We start from the raw sequence: 21203 nt of genomic DNA, 5'->3' as shown, positions 1-21203 counted from the left end.
GCAAAAATCTGGTGAAAAATGAGTGGAAATGGTATTCATAGCTTTGATGAATGCGAAAATCTGGTGAAAAATGATTGGAAATGGTATTCATAGTCTCGATGAATACAAAAATTCAGTAGAAAACGAGTGAAAATGGTAATCATAACCTCGATGAATGCAAAAATCATGTGAAAAATGATTGGAAATGGTATTCATAAGCTTGATGAAGGACAAAACACGGCTGAAAATGGCGTGAAATGGTCTTCATAAGCCCAATGAAGGACAAAACGCGGCTGAAATTGGAGCGAAATGGTCTTCATAAGCTTGATGAAGGACAAAACACTGGTGGAATTGGAGAGAAAAGGTCTTCATAAGCCTGATGAAGGACAAAACGCGGCTGTGAAATGGGCGCGAAATGGTATTCATAAGCTTGATGAAGGACAAAACGCAGCTGAAAATGGCGCGGAATGGTCTTCATAAGCCCGATGAAGGACAAATCACGAATAAAATTAGCCTGAAGTCTTCAAACCCAAATATCTTCCGAATCCCAACACCCTAAAAAAACCCCCTCCCAAAAATCAGGGCAGGGGGGAGATAGCGCTAACACTAATAATCTAACTGCTTAATCAAACTATGATTTTCGCTATAGTAGACATCGCCGTATTTATTTTCGACCACGCTATTGCCGATTTCGATTTTGGAGAAGTTCACGGCTTGCACGTTGTAACGAGCATTGTTGTTGCGAATCATGCTGTCGGCCACATATACCGATGATTGGTTTTGAGCGTATATATCTGAAAGGCTACCGTCCGTTAATTGAACGCCTTTCAAATCTACCGTTGATTCAAAATCAATCCAAATTTGATGTTGGGCGTGTTTTGAGATAAACGTATCCTGGATTAATACTTCACTATGATTTTGAATGTAAAAGGCATGCCGGCTACCCGCAAACACTTCGCTATCTTTCAAAATGACCGAACTATCATTCACCACTACTTGCGAGAGCTCGTGGCGGAAAATCGAACTATTCAACAAATAACAGTTGGAATTTTGCAATACCTTCATTCCGTAAGAGCCACCATTATAGATTTGGCAGTTTTCAAAACGGGCCGTAGATAAATCACAAATTTCCACTTGGACATTATGACTATCATAAAATTGGCTATTGACCGCCGTAAGTTCGCATTCATTCACAATAAACAAACTTTTCCCTTTAAATAATTCGCTTTCTTCCAGATGAATTTTCACGTTGGATTTGCAAGCAATATGGGGCATTTCATTTTCAAAGAATTTACATTGATCTACTTCAATGCTTGAGTCTGTCATCGCTAAAATGCCATTGCCCGCATTCGCATTTAAAATTGATTTAAAAATGGAAAATTCGCTTTTAAACACCGTCACAGCCGAATTGGCATTATTGCATATCTCACTTTCCACAACAGCGCAACTGCTTTCGTCTTCAATACAAATTCCAACATGATAGCCTTCTTTAATAATGCATTTCTTCATGGAACAAATAGACTTATCAATAACGAAAATTTGAGAACCTCGGTGTCCTTTCACAATCACATCGTATAAATTGACGATGGATTTTTGTCGGATATTTAATCCTTGTTTATCACTTCCGTCAATTAAACTATATTCAATGTTCAAATTGGATTGTTTAAATACTTCAATACTCGCATTTTTATGTTGTGAAATTTCACAATAGGATAATTGTGCTTCACAATGACCTAAAAGTGAAATACCGGCATCTTTTCCGTGTTGAATGGTACTATTTCGGATTATTAAAAAACTATTTTGCCCAGCAATTTGGGTGGAAGCATTATATTTAAAATTTGTTGCTTGAAGGGAAACGTGCCCTTTTTGTAAAACCTGCAACCCCATTCCTTCTCCACGTTCAATGGTACTTTCGTGGTCAAAGTATTTGGCATCTTCAATAACAACCTGTGTATCTGTATGGTGGTGAATATGAACATTTTTGGTTTGTAACAAGGATTGGTTTTTAATTAATAGTGCGTGTTTGGCTTTTGATAGTTCACTATTTTCCATACAAATTTGTGAACTTTCCGCTAAAATATGAGTTTTGCCGTTTTCTTCAAACGTACAATTTTCAATGATGGCTTTACTGTTATTAATGAGAGAAATCCCGATATCCCGAGCTTTTTTAAATTCACAATGTGTTGCTTTAATTTTTCCACCATCGACAATGATAAGCACATCTGTCTTTCCACCAATTACCCTACAATTCGTTAATACTGCATCTCCTTCAATATACATGCGAGCAGTAGGGGAAAAGGTGATGTTTTGAAAAGTTACAGTTACGTTTTTTGGAATAATAAATGAACCTTCCAGTATCGTTGGTATAAGTTTATCCCCAGCGAGTACAGTGTTTTTTTCGAAATGAACAGATTGTTTATATAATTTCGGTTTTAATTGTATAAAATTACCGCTTTTTGAATACTTGATCATTCTTTGTATCGATTTCGTATTGATCAGTAATTTTGAAATCAATTTCAGCATTCAACGTCCTCCTTCTTACAGCAAATTCATACTCCTATTTTCACTAAAAAAACCAAATCTTAATCATTTTTTTAGAAAAGAGCAGTGCATGAAGTGGAAGGGGATTTACTCCTATTCTTTTTTTGAGGAATAAATATCATTTTTCTATGAAGTTATTAGTATAAAAATGGAATTTTTTGCACATAATTGATATGTAAACTAAATTACTTTTTTCATATAAAAGGAGAAAACTAGATGGAAACCAACAAGCTTAGGCAAATCATCCAGTCCTTCAATTCAATGTTTTACGATCGTCAAAGAGAAATTGAGGCTTTAATGGTTGCGTTACTTTCTCGTCAGCATGTGTTATTGATTGGCCCAGCAGGTACAGGGAAGAGTGCTTTAGCAAGTATGCTTAGTAAGCTTGTTGAAAATTCGCGTTATTTTCAACATTTATTAACCCGTTTTAGTACACCAGATGAGCTTTTTGGCCCATTGTCATTAAAGGAGTTAGAGCAAGGTAATTTCAAACGAAACACTTCGGGTATGCTACCTGAGGCTCATTTTGCATTTATCGATGAAATTTTTAAAGCAAACTCTAGTGTATTAAACTCGCTATTGTCGCTAATTAATGAGCGAATTTTTTATGATAATGGCAAGCCAATTAATTGTCCGTTATTGACATTAATTGGTTCGTCTAACGAATATATTGAAGAAGGTGACGGATTAGAAGCATTATTTGACCGCTTTTTGCTTCGTTTGGAAGTAAAGTATATCCGGGAGAACGAAATGTTTATTTCCATGTTAAAAAATAATGAAGTATCAAACATTCCATCCTTATCCTTCAATGAATTACAGTACCACCAAAAGCAAGTAGAATTAGTAGATATCCCAGATGCCATTTATCATACAATCGCAAAAGTTAGAATCCGTTTACAAGATGAGGGGATTCAACCATCCGACCGTAGATTTAAACAATCCCTTTCATTATTACGGGCAAATGCTTATTTAGCAGGCCGAATGGAAGTGGAACGAAAGGATTTAGGGATTCTGACTAATGTCTTATGGAATCGACCAGAAGAAAGAGAAACAGCTTCAAAAATTATATATGAAATCATCGATGATTCAGTAGATACATTCATTGAAAGAATCGTCCCTGAATTTGATACATTAATACAGATAATTGAACATTCCATGACGGAAAATTCTAAGCATGCGAAGGATATGGTTGGCGAATTATTATTACAAGGAAAATCTTTATATTTAGAGGTACAAGAATTCACATCGAAAATGCCTAATCGAAAAGAATTAATTGATCTAAAAAACGATATGCATAAGCGTTTGCTCGACATGACTTCTCAAGTAATCGGCTTTTAAAATATTTTTGTAATGATATCGTCAGAGGGGTGGTTCGCATCTATAAACAAAATGAATATATCAGTGGGCAATATTCGATTTCAATCTTGAATGTGTCACAAGAAAGAATGACGCGCTTTAACGAATTGCTCACTTATGCCAAAACACTCCAGAAGCTTTGTGAAGAGGGCGAGGAAATATTCTCTGGCTTTACGAATTTAGTAGGGGATATTTGGGCCGCTTTTTACACGGCGAATATTCAATTACCGAAACAAAAAGAGTGCAATCTACATGTAAAAATCATTGAAAAACTAATCACCAATCAAGAATATAACAATTGGAAAAATCTAACCCAGCTAGATGAACTGTTGTCAATCATTACGACCGAGTTTTTAGTCCAGCGCATCCTCACTTATTTTCATAGTGTCCTACCATCCCACAACCAGTTGAATCCAAAAATGAAAAATGAGAAAGCCAATCAGTTGCTCGCACGGGATATCACAATTTTATTAAATGTAAGTAAAGGGGAAGTATTATCGCTTAAAAAGGACCTTTATGAAGTGTCGGCAATGTATGGCAAACAGTTCCACCAGCTTTCGATTAAAGAGCAGCTTCAATTAGCCAAAGAATTGCAGAGTAATCCATCGTTAAAACAAATTGCGGATTTGACGGGGAAATTAAAACCCTTCGTGACGAAAAAACAACAAAGAGAAGAGAAGGATTTCACCATTCATAATATCCATATCGGGCAAGAAATTTCGAAATTAATCCCGATGGAACTTGCTAAATTTAAATATCCTTTAACAAGGCTCGATTTTCTAAGGCGATTTTCTGAATATGAAACGTTTCAATATGATGCCACTCCACCTCCAAAGGGTATAGGGCCAATTGTGTTTTGTATCGATGAAAGTAGTTCGATGTATTCGATTAAAAACGAGTGCAAAGCGTTTAGTTTGGCATTGTTAATGATAGCCAAAAAACAAAAAAGAGACATGGTCATCATACCGTTTTCGGATAGTTTAGGAGAGGTGCAATATTTTTATAAGGGACATTCCTCCATTGAGCAGTTAATGGATTTTTGTAATAGTTTTTTAAGTGGGGGAACGAATTTTGAGTTGCCACTTTTGAAATCACTAGAAATTATCAATGACAGTCCGTTTAAGAAGGCGGATATTTTATTTTTGACTGATGGTTCGAGCTTTTTAGCAACGAGTTTTATTGAAAGGTTTAATCAAGCGAAAAAGCAAAAGTCCTGTGAATGTGTCAGCATCATTTTAACGAATTATTTTAATGCCGTAGATTTAACGCTGGTAGAACTTTTTTCGGATAAAGTAATTGAAGTAAACGACCTTTTTGAAGCAACAGAAGCCTTTTCTATTGGAAATTCCTTTTTGTAGCCAAAACTCTACTTCGAGTTTACAATTGTATAGAGTTTTGGTTAGGAGGATACAAATTTTGAAAACAACTTTAATAAACCTATTAAATATGAATTTAGAAGGTAGACAACAATATGTAGCGGAGCACGGGGATGAGCTATTGCATAATATGCTGTTACATATTGGTATTCCCGAGAACGAATTGCGGGATCAACTGAATTACCGTTTATTCATCGAGCTACTTTCTCAAAATCAATTGACTGTAGAACAAATGAACAACACTGCGAAAACATTAGTAGAAAATGATTATTTGTATTCTTCTATTCATGAAAAAGAGTCTGATCATGTGTTTACAAGATCCTTTTCAGCGTTATGGTTAACGGGGTTACTTCATGCAGACCGACAACTGCATTTTTTAAATGAGAAAGATGCCTCTGCAATTTTAAATGCGAGTGCGTCTTATTTAAGCAAAGAGAAGGATGTGCGCGGGTTTGTAGGGGAAAAAGGCTGGGCCCTTGCTATTGCCCACGGTGCAGATTTAGCAACGGCCATCGTGTCACACCCTGCATTTGAAATCCGTTTATCGCCAATTCTTCTACAAGGAATCAAAGATAGCTTTTGGAAAGGTTCAGTCTTCATAAACGATGAAGATGAACGCTTTGTGGCCATTGTAGAGCAATTGATTAATCATGACTTCCCAGAAGAAGTGTTAATTGAATGGATTGAACAAGTATTTGACAAATTACAATTTTACGTAATGCAAGTCGGCTATACACCACAATACTTCGCCGCCCGCACTAACACCCTAAACTTCATGAAAACCCTCTACTTCACGTTGAAATTCTCAAAAAAAGCGCCGGAAGTGATGGGGATTGTTTCGTTAATGTTAGGGAAATGGATGAAACAATAAGAAAAGCGGAGCGCGTTCGTTCAGCTCCGACAGCAACTGGAAGAATTGGCAAAAGGGCGCTTTTTGCCCTTGCAGACGATTGTGAAGTTGCCGAGGAGCTAACGCGCGGAGCTGGACAATAAAGAAAAGCGGAGAACGCTCGTCCAGCTCTTGACGGCACTGGCCGACAAAAACGCCACATCACGTGGCATTGTCGGCACTTGTACATCCATGTACTGCGGAGACTTCCGACAAGCGTGTTTACACGCGTAGGAGGAAGTTGAAGTGACCGAAAGAGCTAGCGTTCGTAGCTGGACAACAAGAAAAACGGAGCGCGTTCGTTCTTTGCACCGAATATTTTAATTACGAAACTCTTTAATAGAAAAGAGGTGGGTATATGCGAAACCGATTTACAAGAATTCTTTTATTTGCGGCATTTGTTCTATTACTAGGGTACATGTTCAATATATTGTTTGTTCAGTTTTCTGGAGATGGGAAAGACACACCTGAAGAAGCCTTGCCAAAAGATGCTGATTATGAATGGATTGAAGGACCAAAGACCGAAAAAGAGCATCGATATTTCTTCTTATCGAATAGTCAATATTTTGGCACAGGGGTTGTAACGAAAAACTTAAGAGGATGGAGTACCGGAAAGGGTACTTATGCTCAATTACCAAATCCACTTGAGGAAAATGCTATCAAAAGTGCGCATTCCGATAGCAAAATTTTGTATGGATTAATTAAACCGAATGGCGAAATTACTGTTAAAGTGAATGGTGAAAAAGCAGATTTAGTTGATTTCACTTCATTAGATGAAGAAGTTCTTCAATTATATAATGTACAAGGGTATTCTATTTGGTACATTGATTTATCGAAACTTGAGGATCAAGAAAAATATAATATCCAGGTACTAGATGAAAAAAATAATGTTCTAAGTGAGTTATCAGTTTAGCGGTCACTTTTTGAGTGGCTGCTTTTTTGTTTGATGGGGAGTCGCGTTTTGACAATGGAATTAGGGAGAAGTGGTCTTCAAAATCCAATGAAGGACAAACCGAGCGAAAAATTAGGCAGAAATGGTCTTCATAAGCGTGATGAAGGACAAATCGAGCGAAATATTAAGTAGAAATGGTCTTCATAAGCGTGATGAAGGACAAATCGAGCGAAAAAATAGTCAGAAATGGTCTTCATAAGCGTGATGAAGGACAAATCGAGCGAAATATTAAGTAGAAATGGTCTTCATAAGCCCGATGAAGGACAAATCGAGCGAAAAAATAGTCAGAAATGGTCTTCATAAGCCCGATGAAGGACAAATCGAGCGAAAAAATAGTCAGAAATGGTCTTCATAAGCCTGATGAAGGACAAACCGAGCGAAAAATTAGGCAGAAATGGTCTTCATAAGCCTGATGAAGGACAAACTGAGTGAAAAATTAGGCAGAAATGGTCTTCATAAGCCCGATGAAGGACAAATCGAGCGAAAAAATAGTCAGAAATGGTCTTCATAAGCCTGATGAAGGACAAACCGAGCGAAAAAATAGTCAGAAATGGTCTTCATAAGCCTGATGAAGGACAAACTGAGTGAAAAATTAGGCAGAAATGGTCTTCATAAGCCCGATGAAGGACAAATCGAGCGAAAAATTAAGCAGAAATGGTCTTCATAAGCGTGATGAAGGACAAATCGAGCGAAAAAATAGTCAGAAATGGTCTTCATAACCTAAATGAACACCAAATCGAGCCGAAAATTGAGCAAAAAACGTCTTCATTCCCCCGATGAACACCAAAATGAACTAAAATTAAAGCGAAAAACGTCTTCATACCACCCACGAAACCCAAGACTCACAAAAAATTAACCAAAAATCAAATTTCGCCCCAGACCCATACAACGCAACCACACCAACCCACGAAAAACATGATTAAAATCATCAAAAAATAGACATCCTTCTATTTAAGTAGAAAGGGTGTAAAATCATCGTGATGTACTTAATAGCCATTTTCCTACCGCCATTAGCTGTTTTGTTTTGTGGAAAGCCAATTCAAGCGCTCATTAATTTTGGATTATGTTTTGTCTTTTGGATTCCTGCAGTTATTCATGCGATCTTAGTGGTGAAAGATAAAAAAGCGGATGAGCGAATGAAACGCCAAGTAAAGTTAATGAAAAATCTAGAAAAATGACGATGATTTGTTTATTATGCTCAATAATGTGCATCCTTAACAAGGGTGCTTTTATTTTGTGCACCACTCATGTATAATCCATCTGCAAAGCATTTCCAACACAGGTCATAAATTTAACTTATCACAAAAGATAAAATTAATGTAATTTACTTATGTATAATTTTGCGTTATGATTCTCTTTGGAGGAAAGAAGCTTTGATTTTAGCCTTTTCGAATTATAATTAGGGGGAGTACAACAATGGCAAGCAATTTACACAACAGCCGTTCTTCATTCGAAGTAAATGGTAAAAAGTATAACTACTACCGTTTAGCTGCAATCGAAGAAGCAGGCGTAGCGAACGTTTCACGCCTACCATACTCAATTAAAGTATTATTAGAATCAGTATTACGTCAATTCGATAACTATGTAATTAAAGAAGAACACGTAAACAACTTAGCTAAATTTGGTGCTGGTGCAGATCCAGAAGGTGAAGTACCATTCAAACCATCTCGCGTAGTATTACAAGACTTCACTGGGGTTCCAGTAGTAGTTGACTTAGCATCTTTACGTTCAGCTATGAAAGAATTAGGTGGAGATCCAAATAAAATCAACCCAGCTATTCCAGTTGACCTTGTAATTGACCACTCAGTACAAGTTGACAAATACGGTAATGCATCTGCATTACAAGCTAACATGGACCTTGAGTTCGAACGTAACGCAGAACGTTACAACTTCTTAAAATGGGCTCAAACTGCATACGATAACTTCCGTGCTGTACCACCAGCAACTGGTATCGTACACCAAGTTAACTTAGAATATTTAGCTCCAGTTGTTCACGTTAAAGAGAACGCTGACGGCACATTCGAAACATTCCCAGACTCAGTAGTAGGTACTGACTCACATACAACTATGATCAACGGTATCGGTGTTCTTGGTTGGGGTGTTGGTGGTATCGAAGCAGAAGCAGGTATGTTAGGTCAACCTTCATACTTCCCAATTCCAGAAGTTATCGGTGTTAAATTAACTGGTGAACTTCCAAATGGTGCTACTGCTACTGACTTAGCATTAAAAGTAACTCAAGTATTACGTCAACGCGGTGTAGTAGGTAAATTCGTTGAGTTCTTCGGTCCTGGTGTATCTAAATTACCATTAGCTGACCGTGCTACAATCTCAAACATGGCTCCTGAATATGGTGCTACTTGTGGTTTCTTCGCAATTGACGAAGAATCATTAAACTACATGCGTTTAACTGGTCGTGACGAAGAGCACATCGCAGTAGTTGAAAAATACTTAAAAGAAAACAGCTTATTCTTCGATCCAGAATTAGAGCCTGTTTACACTGACGTTTTAGAAATTAAATTAGAAGACATTCAACCAAACCTTTCTGGTCCAAAACGTCCACAAGACTTAATTCCACTTTCAGAAATGAAAGCTCGTTACCATGAAGCAGTTACTGCTCCAATGGGCGTACAAGGTTTCGGTTTAACTGAAGATGAATTCGCTAAAACTTCAACAATTAAATTTGCTGAAGGCGATGTAGAAATGCCTACAGGTGCTGTAGCAATCGCTGCGATCACTTCTTGTACAAATACATCTAACCCATACGTACTTTTAGCTGCTGGTTTAGTTGCGAAAAAAGCAGTTGAAAAAGGTATTAAACCACCAAAATGGGTTAAAACTTCTTTAGCACCAGGTTCTAAAGTTGTAACTGGTTACTTAGAAGATTCAGGTTTACAATCTTACCTTGACCAAATCGGTTTCAACACTGTAGGTTACGGTTGTACAACATGTATCGGTAACTCAGGTCCATTATTACCTGAAATCGAAGAAGCAATTAAAGAAAAAGACTTATTCGTAACTTCAGTTCTTTCTGGTAACCGTAACTTCGAAGGTCGTGTACACCCACTTGTAAAAGCTAACTACTTAGCTTCACCACCATTAGTAGTTGCTTATGCATTAGCTGGTACTGTAGACATCGACCTACAAAAAGATTCTTTAGGTAAAGACAAAGATGGTAACGATGTATTCTTCGCTGACATCTGGCCTTCAACTGAAGAAGTTAACGCAGTATTAAACAAAGTAGTTACTCGTGAACTATTCCAAAAAGAATACGAAACAGTATTTACTGCTAACGAAAAATGGAATGCAATTGAAACATCAACTGATTCTTTATACACATTTGATGAAAAATCAACTTACATTCAAAACCCACCATTCTTCACTGGTCTTTCTAAAGAGCCAGAAGCAATCAAAGGTCTTGATGGCTTACGTGTAATTGCTAAGTTTGGTGACTCAATTACAACTGACCACATTTCTCCAGCTGGTGCAATCGGTAAAGATACTCCAGCAGGTAAATATTTACAAGAAAACGGTGTTGCTATCCGTGACTTCAACTCTTACGGTTCTCGTCGTGGTAACCACGAAGTTATGATGCGCGGTACATTCGCAAACATCCGTATCCGTAACCAAGTTGCTCCAGGTACAGAAGGTGGATTCACTACTTACTGGCCAACTGGTGAAGTTGAATACATTTACGATGCATGTATGAAATACCAAGAAAACGGTACTGGTTTAGTAGTATTAGCTGGTAACGACTACGGTATGGGATCTTCTCGTGACTGGGCTGCAAAAGGTACATTCTTACTAGGAATTAAAACAGTTATCGCACAAAGCTATGAACGTATCCACCGTTCTAACCTTGTAATGATGGGTGTATTACCACTTCAATTCTTACCAGGTGAAAACGCAGATACTCTAGGCTTAACTGGTAAAGAAGAAATCTCAGTTAACTTAACTGACGATGTAAAACCACGTGATATCTTAACTGTAACTGCTAAATCTGAAGACGGTACAGTGAAAGAATTCCAAGCTCTAGCTCGTTTCGACTCAGAAGTAGAAGTAGACTACTACCGTCACGGTGGTATCCTACAAATGGTACTTCGTAACAAAGCTCAAGAGGCTTAATAGATACGATTAAAAGCAAGTTGACTCGTTCAACTTGCTTTTTTTTTCGTATTTTTGCACATACTAAATAGTATACCTTTACATAAATTACATTATATTTACAGCAAAATATTAGTCTTTTACATATCTTTCTTGTAGAATAGGTAATAGATTATGAATATCTTATAATATTCAAAAAAATGGAGGGTCATAAAACGTAAAAAAATTTTCACAGCAACGACTGCAATAACTTTAGTTGCTTCAGCACTAGTAGTAACACCAGCATTTGCAGCTTCTACATTCAAAGATGTACCATCCACACATACACAATTTGAAGAAATCTCTTTACTTGCATCACATGGTGTCATCACTGGTTATCCAGATGGAACGTTTAAACCAGGTGCACCACTTACTCGTGGGCAAGCGGCAAAAATTATTGCAAATGTATTAAAACTAGATGTAAATAATGTGAAAAATCCAAACTTTACAGATGTACCTACATCTCATCAATATTACGGTCCAATTGCTGCATTAGCACAAGCTAACATTATTGATGGCTATGACGATCAAACGTTTAAAGTAAATGAAACGATTACTCGTGGACAAGTTGCAAAAATCATTGCAGTATCTCTGAAATTAGAACCAAAAAATAATGATGCCCTTCCATTTACAGATGTATCTGAAAGTGACGCACCTTATGTAAAAGCGTTATTAGACAATGGTATTACTAATGTATCTGGCACTACATTCGGAACAAATGACCCGATTACTCGTGGTCAAGCGGCAGCATTTATTGTGCGTGCATTAAATCTAGTTACAAATCCGACGCCAGAACCACAACCAGAACCAGTTGAAAAAGATTTTGAATTAACAATTTTACACAGTAACGATACACATGCACGTGCAGAAAATGCGCCAAAACGTGCAGCAGCTGTGAAAGAATTGCGTGAAGAAAAGGAAAACACGTTATTACTTGATGCAGGGGACGTATTCAGTGGTACGCTGTATTTCAATGAATTCCAAGGTCAAGCAGATTTGAAATTCATGAATTATATGGGTTACGACTTTATGACTTTTGGTAACCATGAATTTGATTTAGGCTCTACCCCAGAAGGACACAAAGCATTAGCCGATTTCATTAAAGCAGCAGAATTCTCCTTCGTATCATCAAATGTGGACTTCTCAGCAGATGATACATTTACTGGTTTATTCAATGATTTAATTTCAAGTGAGCCGGAAAAAGGAAAAATTTATTCTGGTATTGTAAAAGAAATCAATGGAGAAAAAGTCGGTATCTTTGGTTTAACTACGGCAGAAACAGCTGACATCTCTTCACCAGGAAAAGTGAAATTTGAAAACTATATCGAAGAAGCGCAAAAAGCAGTAAAAGCCTTTGAAGATTTAGGTGTGAATAAAGTTATTGCATTAACACATATCGGATATGATGATACTGCTGCAATTGACAACGACCTTGAATTAGCAAAAGCTGTAGAAGGTATTGACGTAATCGTTGGTGGACACAGCCATACGAAATTGGACGAGCCTGTTGTCGTTGATAAAAACGCAAAAGGGGAAAATAAAGACGCTACGATTATCGTACAAGCATATCAATATAGCGATTTCTTAGGAACACTAGATGTTGCCTTTGACGAAAATGGCGTTGTTGTGGAATATGGTGGACAGTTAATCGAACTTGGTAAATACGCAGATGATCCAGGTGCGTTAGAAATTTTAAAACCATATAAAGAAAAAGTAGATGCCGTTCAAAACGATGAAATTGGTGTAACTGCTACAGAAGCATTACCAAATCCACGCGTAACGGATGAAGGCAACGAAGAGGGACTAAGTGTTCGAAAAAATGAAACTGCACTAGGAAACTACATTACAGATGGCATGTTAGCAAAAGCGAAAAACTATACGAAAAATGAAGTCATTATGGCATTCCAAAACGGTGGGGGAATCCGTAATAGCATTGGAGAGGGACCAATTACGGTTGGTGAAGTCATTTCTGTTCTACCATTCGGAAATACGTTAGCATTGATGGATGTGACGGGTGCAGAGTTAAAAGCAGCATTTGAATTGTCAGTTGGCAAATACCCTGAAGAAAACGGTGGATTCTTACACGTTTCAAAAGGAACAAAAGTGGAATTTGATTCTTCAAAGCCAGCTGGAAGCCGTATTGTTAGTATTACGGTTAATGATGTAGCTATTGAAGATGATAAAACATACACAGTAGCAACAAATGCTTTCACTGCAAAAGGTGGAGACGGGTTTGATATGTTCGCAACTGCATATGCAAATGGGAAAGTAACAGATCTTGGTCTTTCAGATTGGGAGAACTTAAGAGAGCATTTACAATCATTAAAAGAAGTAAACGCATCAACAGAAGGTCGCATTGTTGACGTGGCTGCTCAGAAGTAAATAAAAAGACGGATTTACGTATTAACGTAAGTCCGTTTTTATGTATACTTTTTTCAATTGTCATAAAGAATTCAACTTATTTTGTAAATTCTTCAAAATTTTGTTGAAATTAATACATACTGTTAATAAAATAGTAGACATATATATTTAATAGTAGTCATTAATATTATTGGAAAATTATAGGAGGATTCATGAAAAAAAGATATAGTATTTTAGCAAAGATTCGAGACGGACGATATTTTTACTTGAATTTTAATGATCCACAAATACTTGAATGTTTAAAAGAAGTTCCTCCTCCACAAGGTCTCTTAGCCATCGCACAATGGCCGGTATATACTCATGCTGAAATTGAGTTTTTCGTAGAATTAATCAATGGCAACATTAGCTATTATCATCTAAAAGATCGAAGCACCGACATCCGCGAAACCGTCTACTTCGACACAACGGAATTAGATTACTAACCAACCAAAAGTCTTAAAGGGCTTTTGGTTTTTGTTTTGAGTAGATGGCGGTGGGGATAGTTGGTAGGTGAGAATTCAACGAACGAATGAGAAGAAAATTTGTTGTGTATACAACAAAAATGGTATCCATCAATCAAATGAAGACAGAAATTTATTGCAAATACAACAAAACGGTATTCATCAAGCATATGAAGACAGAAATTTGTTGCAAGTACAACAAAAATGGTGTTCATCAAGCATATGAAGACAGAAATTTATTGCAAATACAACAAAAATGGTGTTCATCATGCATATGAAGACGAAAATTTATTGCAAGTACAACAAAAATGGTGTTCATCAAGCATATGAAGACAGAAATTTGTTGCAAGTACAACAAAAACGGTATTAATAACAAGAATGAATCCGAAAATTTGTTGCAAATACAATAAAACAAGGTTTCATAAAGTTAATGAAGGTCACCATAATAAAAATCCCAAAAAATTCATTATTCCAATGTTTGCAGCTTCCCCCATACCCAAGAGGGCAACACAAAAAACGACGACCCAACCACTGAGTCGCCATTCATCCATCAATTATTAAAATTCAACATTTGCAATAATGCCTTCTTCATCGTGAAGGTCTAACACAATTCGTGCGGACATGGAGTCGCGATTTAGTTGTTCGTCAATGTATAAACGAATTGCGGTAATAAAATTCACCGTATTATACAGATCCATTTGCCCGTTAACATAAGCCTCGGCTGTAAAACCTGCATCGTCATCATACATTAACTCGACTTCAACGTCCTGGGGTTGTACATTTTTAAACTTTGCATGGAATAAGCAAAGTGCATTTACGATTTCTTGTTCTGATAAAATTAATTTCTCCAATTATCCGTTACCTCTTTATCTTTTTTGCGTTTCATCATTTGGTAAATTTTCATACAAATGAACACAATGAAGACAATCGCTGCGGCGTTAATCGCAAAACCTAAAATGTTTCCGATTAGCCCCATGTCAGAGAATAGACTTCCAAATAATAATCCAGCAAGACCCCCGATGAATAAACCTCTCATTAACCCGCCTGAGAAGAATCCACCTTTTTTCGCAGTAGTCGTCGTGCCAGTTGTATTTTTATTTGTCGTTGTTGCTTTGTTTACGTTTGTGTCTGCATCATTTTTGTTAATATTGTTGTTGTTTGTTGAGCCTGGATTTTGATTGTAGCTTTTCTTACCAGACTTGTACTTTTTAGCTTCTACTGTTTGCACGTCATCTTGAAGAATAACCGTACCAACACTTGTGAATGCTAAAGTAAACGCTAACAAAATTGCAGAGAGTGTTTTTAACTTCATTAATATAACTCCTCCATCCTAGTTGTAACACGTCTATAATTATAACAAAATATGTTGTTTTTAAAAAATAAATACTCTAACATTAGTATGAATATTTACATAGCACTAATACAGTGATAAATATTCCATTTCTAGTTAGATGAAAGGATGAGAAAGTTGCAAGATCCTCGGTTTAAGGTCGCGAATAGGGAAGCGATCATTGGAATCGTGCTCGTGGTAGTGAATTTTGCGATTTGGTACGGGTTTGCTTATGGATTAGGCTCAAAAGACCCTTCTGAATATACGTATATTGCTTCATTTCCTGCATGGTTCTTCTACAGCTGTATAGCTGGAACAATATTCATGATTGTTCTTATTTGGATAACAATCAAATTATTTTTCAAAAATATTCCCTTTGATGATGGGAGAGAAGAACAATGATTCATTGGTCCGTTATTATTCCATTATTTATTTTTCTAATCATTATTTTTGCCATTGGATTTTGGGCAAATAAACAGGTGAGACAAGCCGATTCATTTTTACAAGAATATTTTCTTGGTGGGCGTGAGATGGGTGGCTTTTTACTTGCCATGACCATGATGGCGACCTATGGAAGTGCGTCTAGTTTTATCGGCGGACCCGGTGTTGCCTATAACATGGGGTTAGGCTGGGTATTACTGGCGATGGCACAACTTCCGGCGGGGTATTTCGTTTTGATGATTTTGGGGAAAAAATTTGCCATTATCTCACGTCGATATGAAGCCATTACATTAATAGATTATCTGAAAAAACGGTATGACAGTAATGTGGTTATCATTCTCTCAGCCATTAGTATTATTGTATTTTTATTTGCCAGCATGACAGCACAATGGGTTGGGGGCGCTCGATTAATTGAATCATTAACAGGACTTCGTTACCCAGTGGCATTGCTTATTTTTGCTGTTACAGTATTAGTTTATGTGACTATTGGTGGATTCCGGGCTGTTGCATTAACCGATGCAATGCAAGGAACTGTCATGATTATCGGGACAGTTATCCTGCTAATCGGTACTATCATTGCTGGTGGGGGAATTGAAAACATCATGACCTCATTAGCAGAAGAAAATCCGCAAATGTTAACGCCATTCGGTTCAGATGGTTCATTAACACCGTTATATGTGTCCACTTTCTGGATCCTAATTGGTTTAGGAGTTGTTGGGTTACCTCAAATCGCAGTACGTGCAATGAGTTATAAAAATTCTCAAAGCCTACACCGTGCGATTTTGATTGGCACTATTGGTATAGGGACAATCATGTTTGGTATGCACTTAATTGGTGTGTTGGCAAGACCCGTTTTGCCAGGCATTGAAGTAGGGGATAAAGTGATGCCGTTATTAACATTGGAAGTATTACCGCCAATTTTAGCGGGTATTGTTTTAGCAGCTCCAATGGCGGCGATTATGTCTACAGTAAATGCATTGCTCATTCTCGTAAGTTCAACATTTGTAAAAGATATTTATTTACATTTTATCAATCCGAATGCTTCAGAAAAACAAATCAAATCGCGAAGCTTTTGGGTGACGACAATTATTGGACTAGCTGTTGTCTTTTTCGCATTAAAACCACCTGAATTTTTAATTTGGTTGAATTTGTTTGCCTTTGGTGGTTTGGAGTCGGCCTTTTTATGGTCAGTAGTTTTAGGTTTGTATTGGAAAAAAGCGAACAAATACGGGTCCGTGGCATCTATGATTACAGGATTAACGCTCTATATTTTAATTGATCGCCTGTCACCACATATTTTTGGCATGCATACTGTTACACTCCCTATACTAGTATCATTTGTAGTGTTTGTAGTAGTAAGTTTAGCCACACAAAGAAGGGCTAGTTAATTTTTCTAATTATCATTATAATAGAGGTAGTGAAATTGGGGATTTTCTAGTTAGAAATGACCAAAAATGGAATAGGGGGGTCATTTCAAAATGACAAAAAACGCAACAAAGCAATATAACGGAATCGTATTATTAACAGGGTATTTACAACGTTTATTCGTAGCAGAAACAATCTATCAACGAGTTGGGGAACATTTTGACCAAGAGCGTTTAGCTACGATACATAATTTATTAGATGAAACGTACAAAGTGATTCCGGTATTTGAACAAACACATTCATTAACGGAAACGCAAAAAGTCCAGCTTCAAGTAGTAACGGAACAAGTGGAACAATTAATGCAAAGTTATTTTAAACCAATGGCCGTTTCCTTTACTTATAAATTAGCGATAGTAGGATCTTCTCTTTATGCGGAACAAAAGGTAAATGCCGGCATTATTCGTTTAGGTGAAATTTTCAAGGTAGAAGTAAATACAGATTTCCATCGAAGAGTGCAATTCTACGAGCAACGTACAAAAATGATTGACTATTTAGTAGGCATGTTGCATGAAAAGAAAGAAATCGAAGAACAATTTAAGAAACCAGTAGATTCTTGGTTTGATGATGTGATGAGAAATAAGGACTTTATTTTATCGGATATTAAGCAAATTGGGGAATTGATTGGGTTTTAGTACGGGGAGAAATCCTCGTACTTTTTTTGTGAAGAAAAAATGCCCTCTTCAGTAAGAGAGCATTGAAATTATATTAATAAAACACTTTTTCCACGTTATACTTCGCTTTAAAACGGTTAATTGCGTATGTTTCGTAAATTTCGCGTTCCATTGGGTCTTCTATTTCGTACACTTCGATTTTGTAAATTTCATCGCGGTGATTTTTCATTGGAGACACGTTATCTTCAAAATGTTTTTTAATACGTTGGCGGATTTTACGGGCTTTTCCGACAAATAACACTTCGTTGGCTTTATTGTAAAATAAGAAAATCCCGCCTTTTTCACGAGTGATCTTATGGAAATCAATAAATCCAAAGTAAGGTTTAATCGGAACCTCGCCTTCTTTTAGTTCTTGTTGTCTTTGATAAATAACCACATCTGGTTTTGGCATTTCAATTTTAATCAACTACATTCACGTCCTTCATTTGTATAGAATATCATGCTACCATATTTGCCAATGAATTGCTAGAGTTCTACGATTTGCATGATGGAGCAAATTTTATAATAGTATCAACACATTTTCACTATATTATCCAAAAATACTTTCAAAACTCTTCTAATAAAATCCTCAATTTCCCCTGACAATTTTTTAACTTTCCATGTCTCTATTTTCCTTTTTAAACGATATATACCATACAAAAGAGGGGAGTGGGAGCATTAGCAAGTTTTCGAAATAAAGGATACCAGACAAGTCTTCTTTCAAGACATGAAGCAAAATCAGCTATAGGATCAAAAATCGGAGAGGTGGTTATTATGAGTAAAATTATTCGAGCTGAAAAAAATGAAAATTATACAGTGTTGGATCAAGGGTTCTTAAAGAACAGAAGATTAAGTTGGAAAGCAAAAGGGATACTTGCTCATATGTTGTCGAAGCCAGATGATTGGTATTTTCGAATTGATGAACTAATGAAACATGCTACAGACGGTGATAGATCTTTTCGCTCAGGTCTTAATGAGTTAAAAAATTATGGGTATGTGGAAAGGTTTCCAGTCTATGTTGATCATAAAATTGTCAAGTGGGAGACAATTGTTTATGAAGTACCACCAAAACTACTTTTAGAAAAGGTCCAAGAAGGTAACCACAATCCAACTTCCATTAATCAAGGGAACGCAGCGTTACTAAATACTGACTTTAAACTAAATACTGAATTACAAAATACTGATAAAAAAGATATTGTCGAGTTCTCCATTCCGTACAAAAAGATTATCGATTTCTTGAACGAAAAAGCAGGGACAAGTTATCGCCATAACACAAAGAACACACGAAAGTTAATTAAAGCACGTTTCCAGGAAGGATTTACGGAAGACGATTTTCAAACGGTTATCATCAAAAAGGTGGTTAGTTGGCAAGATGATCCGAAAATGAGCAAGTTTCTCCGTCCAGAAACACTGTTCGGCACAAAATTTGAATCGTACCTAAATGAAAAAGTAGGTGAAAAACATGCGAAATATAGCGGAAATCAAACTACCGCACAATTTACAGATGGCATACACTTCTAAGTTTTGTTACCAACATCAATGCCAGTACATGCTAATAAACAACAAAGAACTTTGTACGGTTTGTGAAACGGAAAAGCTAACGCAACAATTGGAACGGGAAGTGGCCAATGAACTTATAGCACGACAAACTCTTGCAAAATATAACATGCTGTACAAACAAAGTATTTTACAAGATGAAACGTTGTTAGATGCGGGATTTAAGAATTATATCGTGACCGACCATGAAGAGACGGCCAATAAAGAACGGGCACTCAATGCGTTAAAACAATTTCGAAAAGGGGAGGTGTTTAACATTTGGTTTACTGGCAATACAGGTGTGGGCAAGTCCCACTTAGCCATGGCGCTCTTGAGAAGTTTGAACGAATTTGACCGTCACGTGACATGTTTATTTGCCGATGTGGATGAAATGTTACGTCGCATTAGGGATAGCTTTCAAAACCGAGAAAACAAGTTTACCGAGAAATATGTAACGGATTTACTTACTAGTGTTGATTACCTTGTGTTGGATGATTTAGGGGCTGAAACAGGGGATATCGATACTGAAAAACGGGCATCTGATTACACAAGCCGCATTTTAAGAGGAATTATCAATGCGCGACAAAATAAAAGCACCATCATCACAACGAATATAAATCGCACAAAACTTGAAGCGATGTATGACCGAAAATTAGTGTCACGCATGATGAAAAATACGTATTTGATTCATTTTGCTGAAACGAAGGATAAACGCATTCGAAATATCGAGTTTTAGGGGGAGAACTTGATGAATGAAGTGTACATTTTAGATATGCTTGTGTTGAATGGGTTGAATTATCACAAGTATAAGTCGCAACATTTTGAAGAGGCATTTGTGTTTTGGATGGAGCAATTGCAGCGGGTGAAAGGGTTTAGGACTATGGATGAGGCGTGTGAGTATTTTCTAGATTGGGGAGGTGGGGCTGAAACTTCTCCCAATATTTTCCGTCATATTTCTAAACAATTGGAGATTATGACATGAAATTAAACATGCTGAGCGCTTTGTACGCAATAATGATTTTTGTCCCATTAGAACTGATGTTGAATGTATATAGAATTGCGCGGATTACGCATTTAGAAGTTGGTACGATCAATGTTTTGACAGGTATCATCATAATTGCTGATATAATTGGCGGTTCAATTCTACTGTTCTACCTTACGAACGAATGGCAGACGAATTATTGGACAGCCCTTCTTTGGTTCCCTTATTTCGTGCTTTTCATATATTTTTTCGCAAAACTATTTCCAATTACGGATGGTGGGGATTCACCTAATCCAGTTACAGGTCTATTAGGGCTTGGAGGAGTAATTGTATATCCCTTTTATATTTTAGTACTTACTGGGTTCGCACGAGGTAATCGAGATTAGTTTGTTATGGTAGTTATCGGGGGAAGTTCTAACAAGATTTATGATTTTTTGAATGTTGAGCTGGATGAATTGCCCAAAGGTGAAATTTTACCGGAACATCTATCGCCAAATCAAAAATTTGTGGTAATAGCCGAAGTTATCGATGAAGTTGGTATAACGTTGAGGGCTGCCATTCGAGTGGAAATTGATTATGGTGATAATACGAAAACGATATATTGGAATTACGATGAAAGCTCCCTAAATATCAGAGGATAGACAACGAAAGTATCTTTATCAATGACAATTCATAAAATCTCTTTTAAGATATATACCAATGGAAAAGGTTCTGAACTGGGAGGAAAATCAAGTGCGGTATTTGT

The 21203-nt window shown here is 36.8% G+C and carries 24 protein-coding genes; 20 read left to right on the top strand and 4 right to left on the bottom strand.

The annotated features are described in order from the left end of the window. Positions 1 to 324 precede the first annotated feature (324 nt). Positions 325 to 459 carry a hypothetical protein gene (locus tag D8M03_RS17970; RefSeq protein WP_281272154.1) on the top strand — a complete coding sequence of 45 codons (135 nt, stop codon included), beginning with the start codon at positions 325 to 327 and terminating at the stop codon, positions 457 to 459. A 126-nt stretch (positions 460 to 585) separates the two neighbouring features. Here D8M03_RS17970 and D8M03_RS08835 read toward each other — a convergent pair whose 3' ends face one another. Then, positions 586 to 2502 (bottom strand): right-handed parallel beta-helix repeat-containing protein, encoded by a 1917-nt coding sequence (locus D8M03_RS08835; protein WP_121214407.1) that lies wholly within the window; start codon positions 2500 to 2502, stop codon positions 586 to 588. Positions 2503 to 2736: 234 nt separating this feature from the next. Here D8M03_RS08835 and D8M03_RS08830 point away from each other — a divergent pair, with 234 nt between their 5' ends. From D8M03_RS08830 to D8M03_RS17690, 11 genes are all read left to right on the top strand, one after another. Further along, positions 2737 to 3858, top strand: coding sequence for an AAA family ATPase (locus D8M03_RS08830; protein WP_121214406.1), 1122 nt, complete (start codon positions 2737 to 2739; stop codon positions 3856 to 3858). A gap of 29 nt (positions 3859 to 3887) precedes the next feature. Continuing rightward, complete coding sequence (locus D8M03_RS08825) at positions 3888 to 5234, top strand: vWA domain-containing protein (protein WP_121214405.1); 1347 nt, start codon at positions 3888 to 3890, stop codon at positions 5232 to 5234. Between the two features lie 58 nt (positions 5235 to 5292). Beyond that, on the top strand, positions 5293 to 6123 hold the full coding sequence (locus tag D8M03_RS08820; protein WP_121214404.1) for a DUF2785 domain-containing protein: 831 nt from the start codon (positions 5293 to 5295) through the stop codon (positions 6121 to 6123). Further along, positions 6108 to 6245: a hypothetical protein gene (locus D8M03_RS17695; protein WP_170148416.1), complete on the top strand. Its 138-nt coding sequence runs from the start codon at positions 6108 to 6110 to the stop codon at positions 6243 to 6245. Before D8M03_RS08820 ends, D8M03_RS17695 begins: the two co-directional genes overlap by 16 nt. A gap of 254 nt (positions 6246 to 6499) precedes the next feature. Next, positions 6500 to 7054: a hypothetical protein gene (locus tag D8M03_RS08815; protein WP_121214403.1), complete on the top strand. Its 555-nt coding sequence runs from the start codon at positions 6500 to 6502 to the stop codon at positions 7052 to 7054. Between the two features lie 48 nt (positions 7055 to 7102). Further along, positions 7103 to 7225 (top strand): hypothetical protein, encoded by a 123-nt coding sequence (locus D8M03_RS17965; RefSeq protein ID WP_281272153.1) that lies wholly within the window; start codon positions 7103 to 7105, stop codon positions 7223 to 7225. Between the two features lie 845 nt (positions 7226 to 8070). Further along, positions 8071 to 8271 carry a YqaE/Pmp3 family membrane protein gene (locus tag D8M03_RS08810; protein WP_121214402.1) on the top strand — a complete coding sequence of 67 codons (201 nt, stop codon included), beginning with the start codon at positions 8071 to 8073 and terminating at the stop codon, positions 8269 to 8271. 238 nt (positions 8272 to 8509) lie between these two features. Next, the gene (gene acnA, locus D8M03_RS08805) at positions 8510 to 11215 is read left to right on the top strand and encodes an aconitate hydratase AcnA (RefSeq protein WP_121214401.1); all 2706 of its coding nucleotides are present in this window, start codon (positions 8510 to 8512) and stop codon (positions 11213 to 11215) included. Between the two features lie 189 nt (positions 11216 to 11404). Further along, the gene (locus D8M03_RS08800) at positions 11405 to 13615 is read left to right on the top strand and encodes a 5'-nucleotidase C-terminal domain-containing protein (RefSeq protein ID WP_121214400.1); all 2211 of its coding nucleotides are present in this window, start codon (positions 11405 to 11407) and stop codon (positions 13613 to 13615) included. Positions 13616 to 13806: 191 nt separating this feature from the next. Beyond that, positions 13807 to 14076, top strand: coding sequence for a hypothetical protein (locus D8M03_RS08795; protein WP_121214399.1), 270 nt, complete (start codon positions 13807 to 13809; stop codon positions 14074 to 14076). Positions 14077 to 14143: 67 nt separating this feature from the next. Then, on the top strand, positions 14144 to 14320 hold the full coding sequence (locus D8M03_RS17690) for a hypothetical protein (RefSeq protein WP_170148415.1): 177 nt from the start codon (positions 14144 to 14146) through the stop codon (positions 14318 to 14320). A gap of 331 nt (positions 14321 to 14651) precedes the next feature. Here D8M03_RS17690 and D8M03_RS08790 read toward each other — a convergent pair whose 3' ends face one another. Both D8M03_RS08790 and D8M03_RS08785 read right to left on the bottom strand, forming a co-directional pair. Beyond that, positions 14652 to 14945 carry a YxcD family protein gene (locus D8M03_RS08790; protein WP_121214398.1) on the bottom strand — a complete coding sequence of 98 codons (294 nt, stop codon included), beginning with the start codon at positions 14943 to 14945 and terminating at the stop codon, positions 14652 to 14654. After that, positions 14933 to 15406: a hypothetical protein gene (locus D8M03_RS08785; RefSeq protein WP_121214397.1), complete on the bottom strand. Its 474-nt coding sequence runs from the start codon at positions 15404 to 15406 to the stop codon at positions 14933 to 14935. The genes D8M03_RS08790 and D8M03_RS08785 overlap by 13 nt, the downstream gene beginning before the upstream one ends. A 147-nt stretch (positions 15407 to 15553) precedes the next feature. On the opposite strand from D8M03_RS08785, the gene D8M03_RS08780 reads away from it, so the two are divergent. From D8M03_RS08780 to D8M03_RS08770, 3 genes are all read left to right on the top strand, one after another. Further along, entirely contained in the window at positions 15554 to 15826 is a 273-nt protein-coding gene (locus D8M03_RS08780) for a YhdT family protein (RefSeq protein WP_170148414.1), read from the top strand. Then, positions 15826 to 17253: a sodium/pantothenate symporter gene (panF, locus tag D8M03_RS08775; protein ID WP_211330881.1), complete on the top strand. Its 1428-nt coding sequence runs from the start codon at positions 15826 to 15828 to the stop codon at positions 17251 to 17253. Before D8M03_RS08780 ends, panF begins: the two co-directional genes overlap by 1 nt. A gap of 90 nt (positions 17254 to 17343) precedes the next feature. Then, positions 17344 to 17922, top strand: a complete 579-nt coding sequence (locus D8M03_RS08770) for a transcriptional regulator (RefSeq protein WP_121214394.1) — start codon at positions 17344 to 17346, stop codon at positions 17920 to 17922. A 73-nt stretch (positions 17923 to 17995) separates the two neighbouring features. Here the strand turns inward: D8M03_RS08770 and D8M03_RS08765 are convergent, their stop codons facing one another. Further along, positions 17996 to 18367 carry a nucleotide excision repair endonuclease gene (locus D8M03_RS08765; RefSeq protein ID WP_121214393.1) on the bottom strand — a complete coding sequence of 124 codons (372 nt, stop codon included), beginning with the start codon at positions 18365 to 18367 and terminating at the stop codon, positions 17996 to 17998. Positions 18368 to 18714: 347 nt separating this feature from the next. On the opposite strand from D8M03_RS08765, the gene D8M03_RS08760 reads away from it, so the two are divergent. From D8M03_RS08760 to D8M03_RS08740, 5 genes are read left to right on the top strand one after another with little or no spacing between them, the layout of a single operon-like run. Continuing rightward, positions 18715 to 19461, top strand: coding sequence for a conserved phage C-terminal domain-containing protein (locus tag D8M03_RS08760; RefSeq protein ID WP_170148413.1), 747 nt, complete (start codon positions 18715 to 18717; stop codon positions 19459 to 19461). Continuing rightward, positions 19403 to 20212 carry an ATP-binding protein gene (locus tag D8M03_RS08755; RefSeq protein WP_121214391.1) on the top strand — a complete coding sequence of 270 codons (810 nt, stop codon included), beginning with the start codon at positions 19403 to 19405 and terminating at the stop codon, positions 20210 to 20212. Before D8M03_RS08760 ends, D8M03_RS08755 begins: the two co-directional genes overlap by 59 nt. Before the next feature lie 12 nt (positions 20213 to 20224). Next, positions 20225 to 20458 carry a hypothetical protein gene (locus tag D8M03_RS08750; protein ID WP_121214390.1) on the top strand — a complete coding sequence of 78 codons (234 nt, stop codon included), beginning with the start codon at positions 20225 to 20227 and terminating at the stop codon, positions 20456 to 20458. Then, positions 20455 to 20844 carry a hypothetical protein gene (locus D8M03_RS08745; protein WP_121214389.1) on the top strand — a complete coding sequence of 130 codons (390 nt, stop codon included), beginning with the start codon at positions 20455 to 20457 and terminating at the stop codon, positions 20842 to 20844. Before D8M03_RS08750 ends, D8M03_RS08745 begins: the two co-directional genes overlap by 4 nt. Before the next feature lie 6 nt (positions 20845 to 20850). After that, positions 20851 to 21099: a DUF5412 family protein gene (locus D8M03_RS08740; RefSeq protein WP_121214388.1), complete on the top strand. Its 249-nt coding sequence runs from the start codon at positions 20851 to 20853 to the stop codon at positions 21097 to 21099. The last annotated feature ends 104 nt before the right edge of the window (positions 21100 to 21203 follow it).

The sequence above is a fragment of the Ureibacillus endophyticus genome, assembly GCF_003628435.1.
Taxonomy (GTDB): Bacteria; Bacillota; Bacilli; order Bacillales_A; family Planococcaceae; genus Ureibacillus; species Ureibacillus endophyticus.
This window is presented reverse-complemented; position numbering and strand designations above follow the sequence as displayed.

What these genes read in the sequence shown, in the direction of transcription:
- acnA (WP_121214401.1), top strand. Translation starts at nt 8,510, where the DNA reads ATGGCAAGCAATTTACACAACAGCCGTTCTTCATTCGAAGTAAATGGT.
- D8M03_RS08770 (WP_121214394.1), top strand. Translation starts at nt 17,344, where the DNA reads ATGACAAAAAACGCAACAAAGCAATATAACGGAATCGTATTATTAACA.
- D8M03_RS08750 (WP_121214390.1), top strand. Translation starts at nt 20,225, where the DNA reads ATGAATGAAGTGTACATTTTAGATATGCTTGTGTTGAATGGGTTGAAT.
- D8M03_RS08780 (WP_170148414.1), top strand. Translation starts at nt 15,554, where the DNA reads ATGAGAAAGTTGCAAGATCCTCGGTTTAAGGTCGCGAATAGGGAAGCG.
- D8M03_RS08745 (WP_121214389.1), top strand. Translation starts at nt 20,455, where the DNA reads ATGAAATTAAACATGCTGAGCGCTTTGTACGCAATAATGATTTTTGTC.
- D8M03_RS08785 (WP_121214397.1), bottom strand. Translation starts at nt 15,406, where the DNA reads ATGAAGTTAAAAACACTCTCTGCAATTTTGTTAGCGTTTACTTTAGCA.
- D8M03_RS08795 (WP_121214399.1), top strand. Translation starts at nt 13,807, where the DNA reads ATGAAAAAAAGATATAGTATTTTAGCAAAGATTCGAGACGGACGATAT.
- D8M03_RS08830 (WP_121214406.1), top strand. Translation starts at nt 2,737, where the DNA reads ATGGAAACCAACAAGCTTAGGCAAATCATCCAGTCCTTCAATTCAATG.
- D8M03_RS08740 (WP_121214388.1), top strand. Translation starts at nt 20,851, where the DNA reads ATGGTAGTTATCGGGGGAAGTTCTAACAAGATTTATGATTTTTTGAAT.
- D8M03_RS08755 (WP_121214391.1), top strand. Translation starts at nt 19,403, where the DNA reads ATGCGAAATATAGCGGAAATCAAACTACCGCACAATTTACAGATGGCA.
- D8M03_RS08815 (WP_121214403.1), top strand. Translation starts at nt 6,500, where the DNA reads ATGCGAAACCGATTTACAAGAATTCTTTTATTTGCGGCATTTGTTCTA.
- D8M03_RS08835 (WP_121214407.1), bottom strand. Translation starts at nt 2,502, where the DNA reads ATGCTGAAATTGATTTCAAAATTACTGATCAATACGAAATCGATACAA.
- D8M03_RS08760 (WP_170148413.1), top strand. Translation starts at nt 18,715, where the DNA reads ATGAGTAAAATTATTCGAGCTGAAAAAAATGAAAATTATACAGTGTTG.
- D8M03_RS17695 (WP_170148416.1), top strand. Translation starts at nt 6,108, where the DNA reads ATGGATGAAACAATAAGAAAAGCGGAGCGCGTTCGTTCAGCTCCGACA.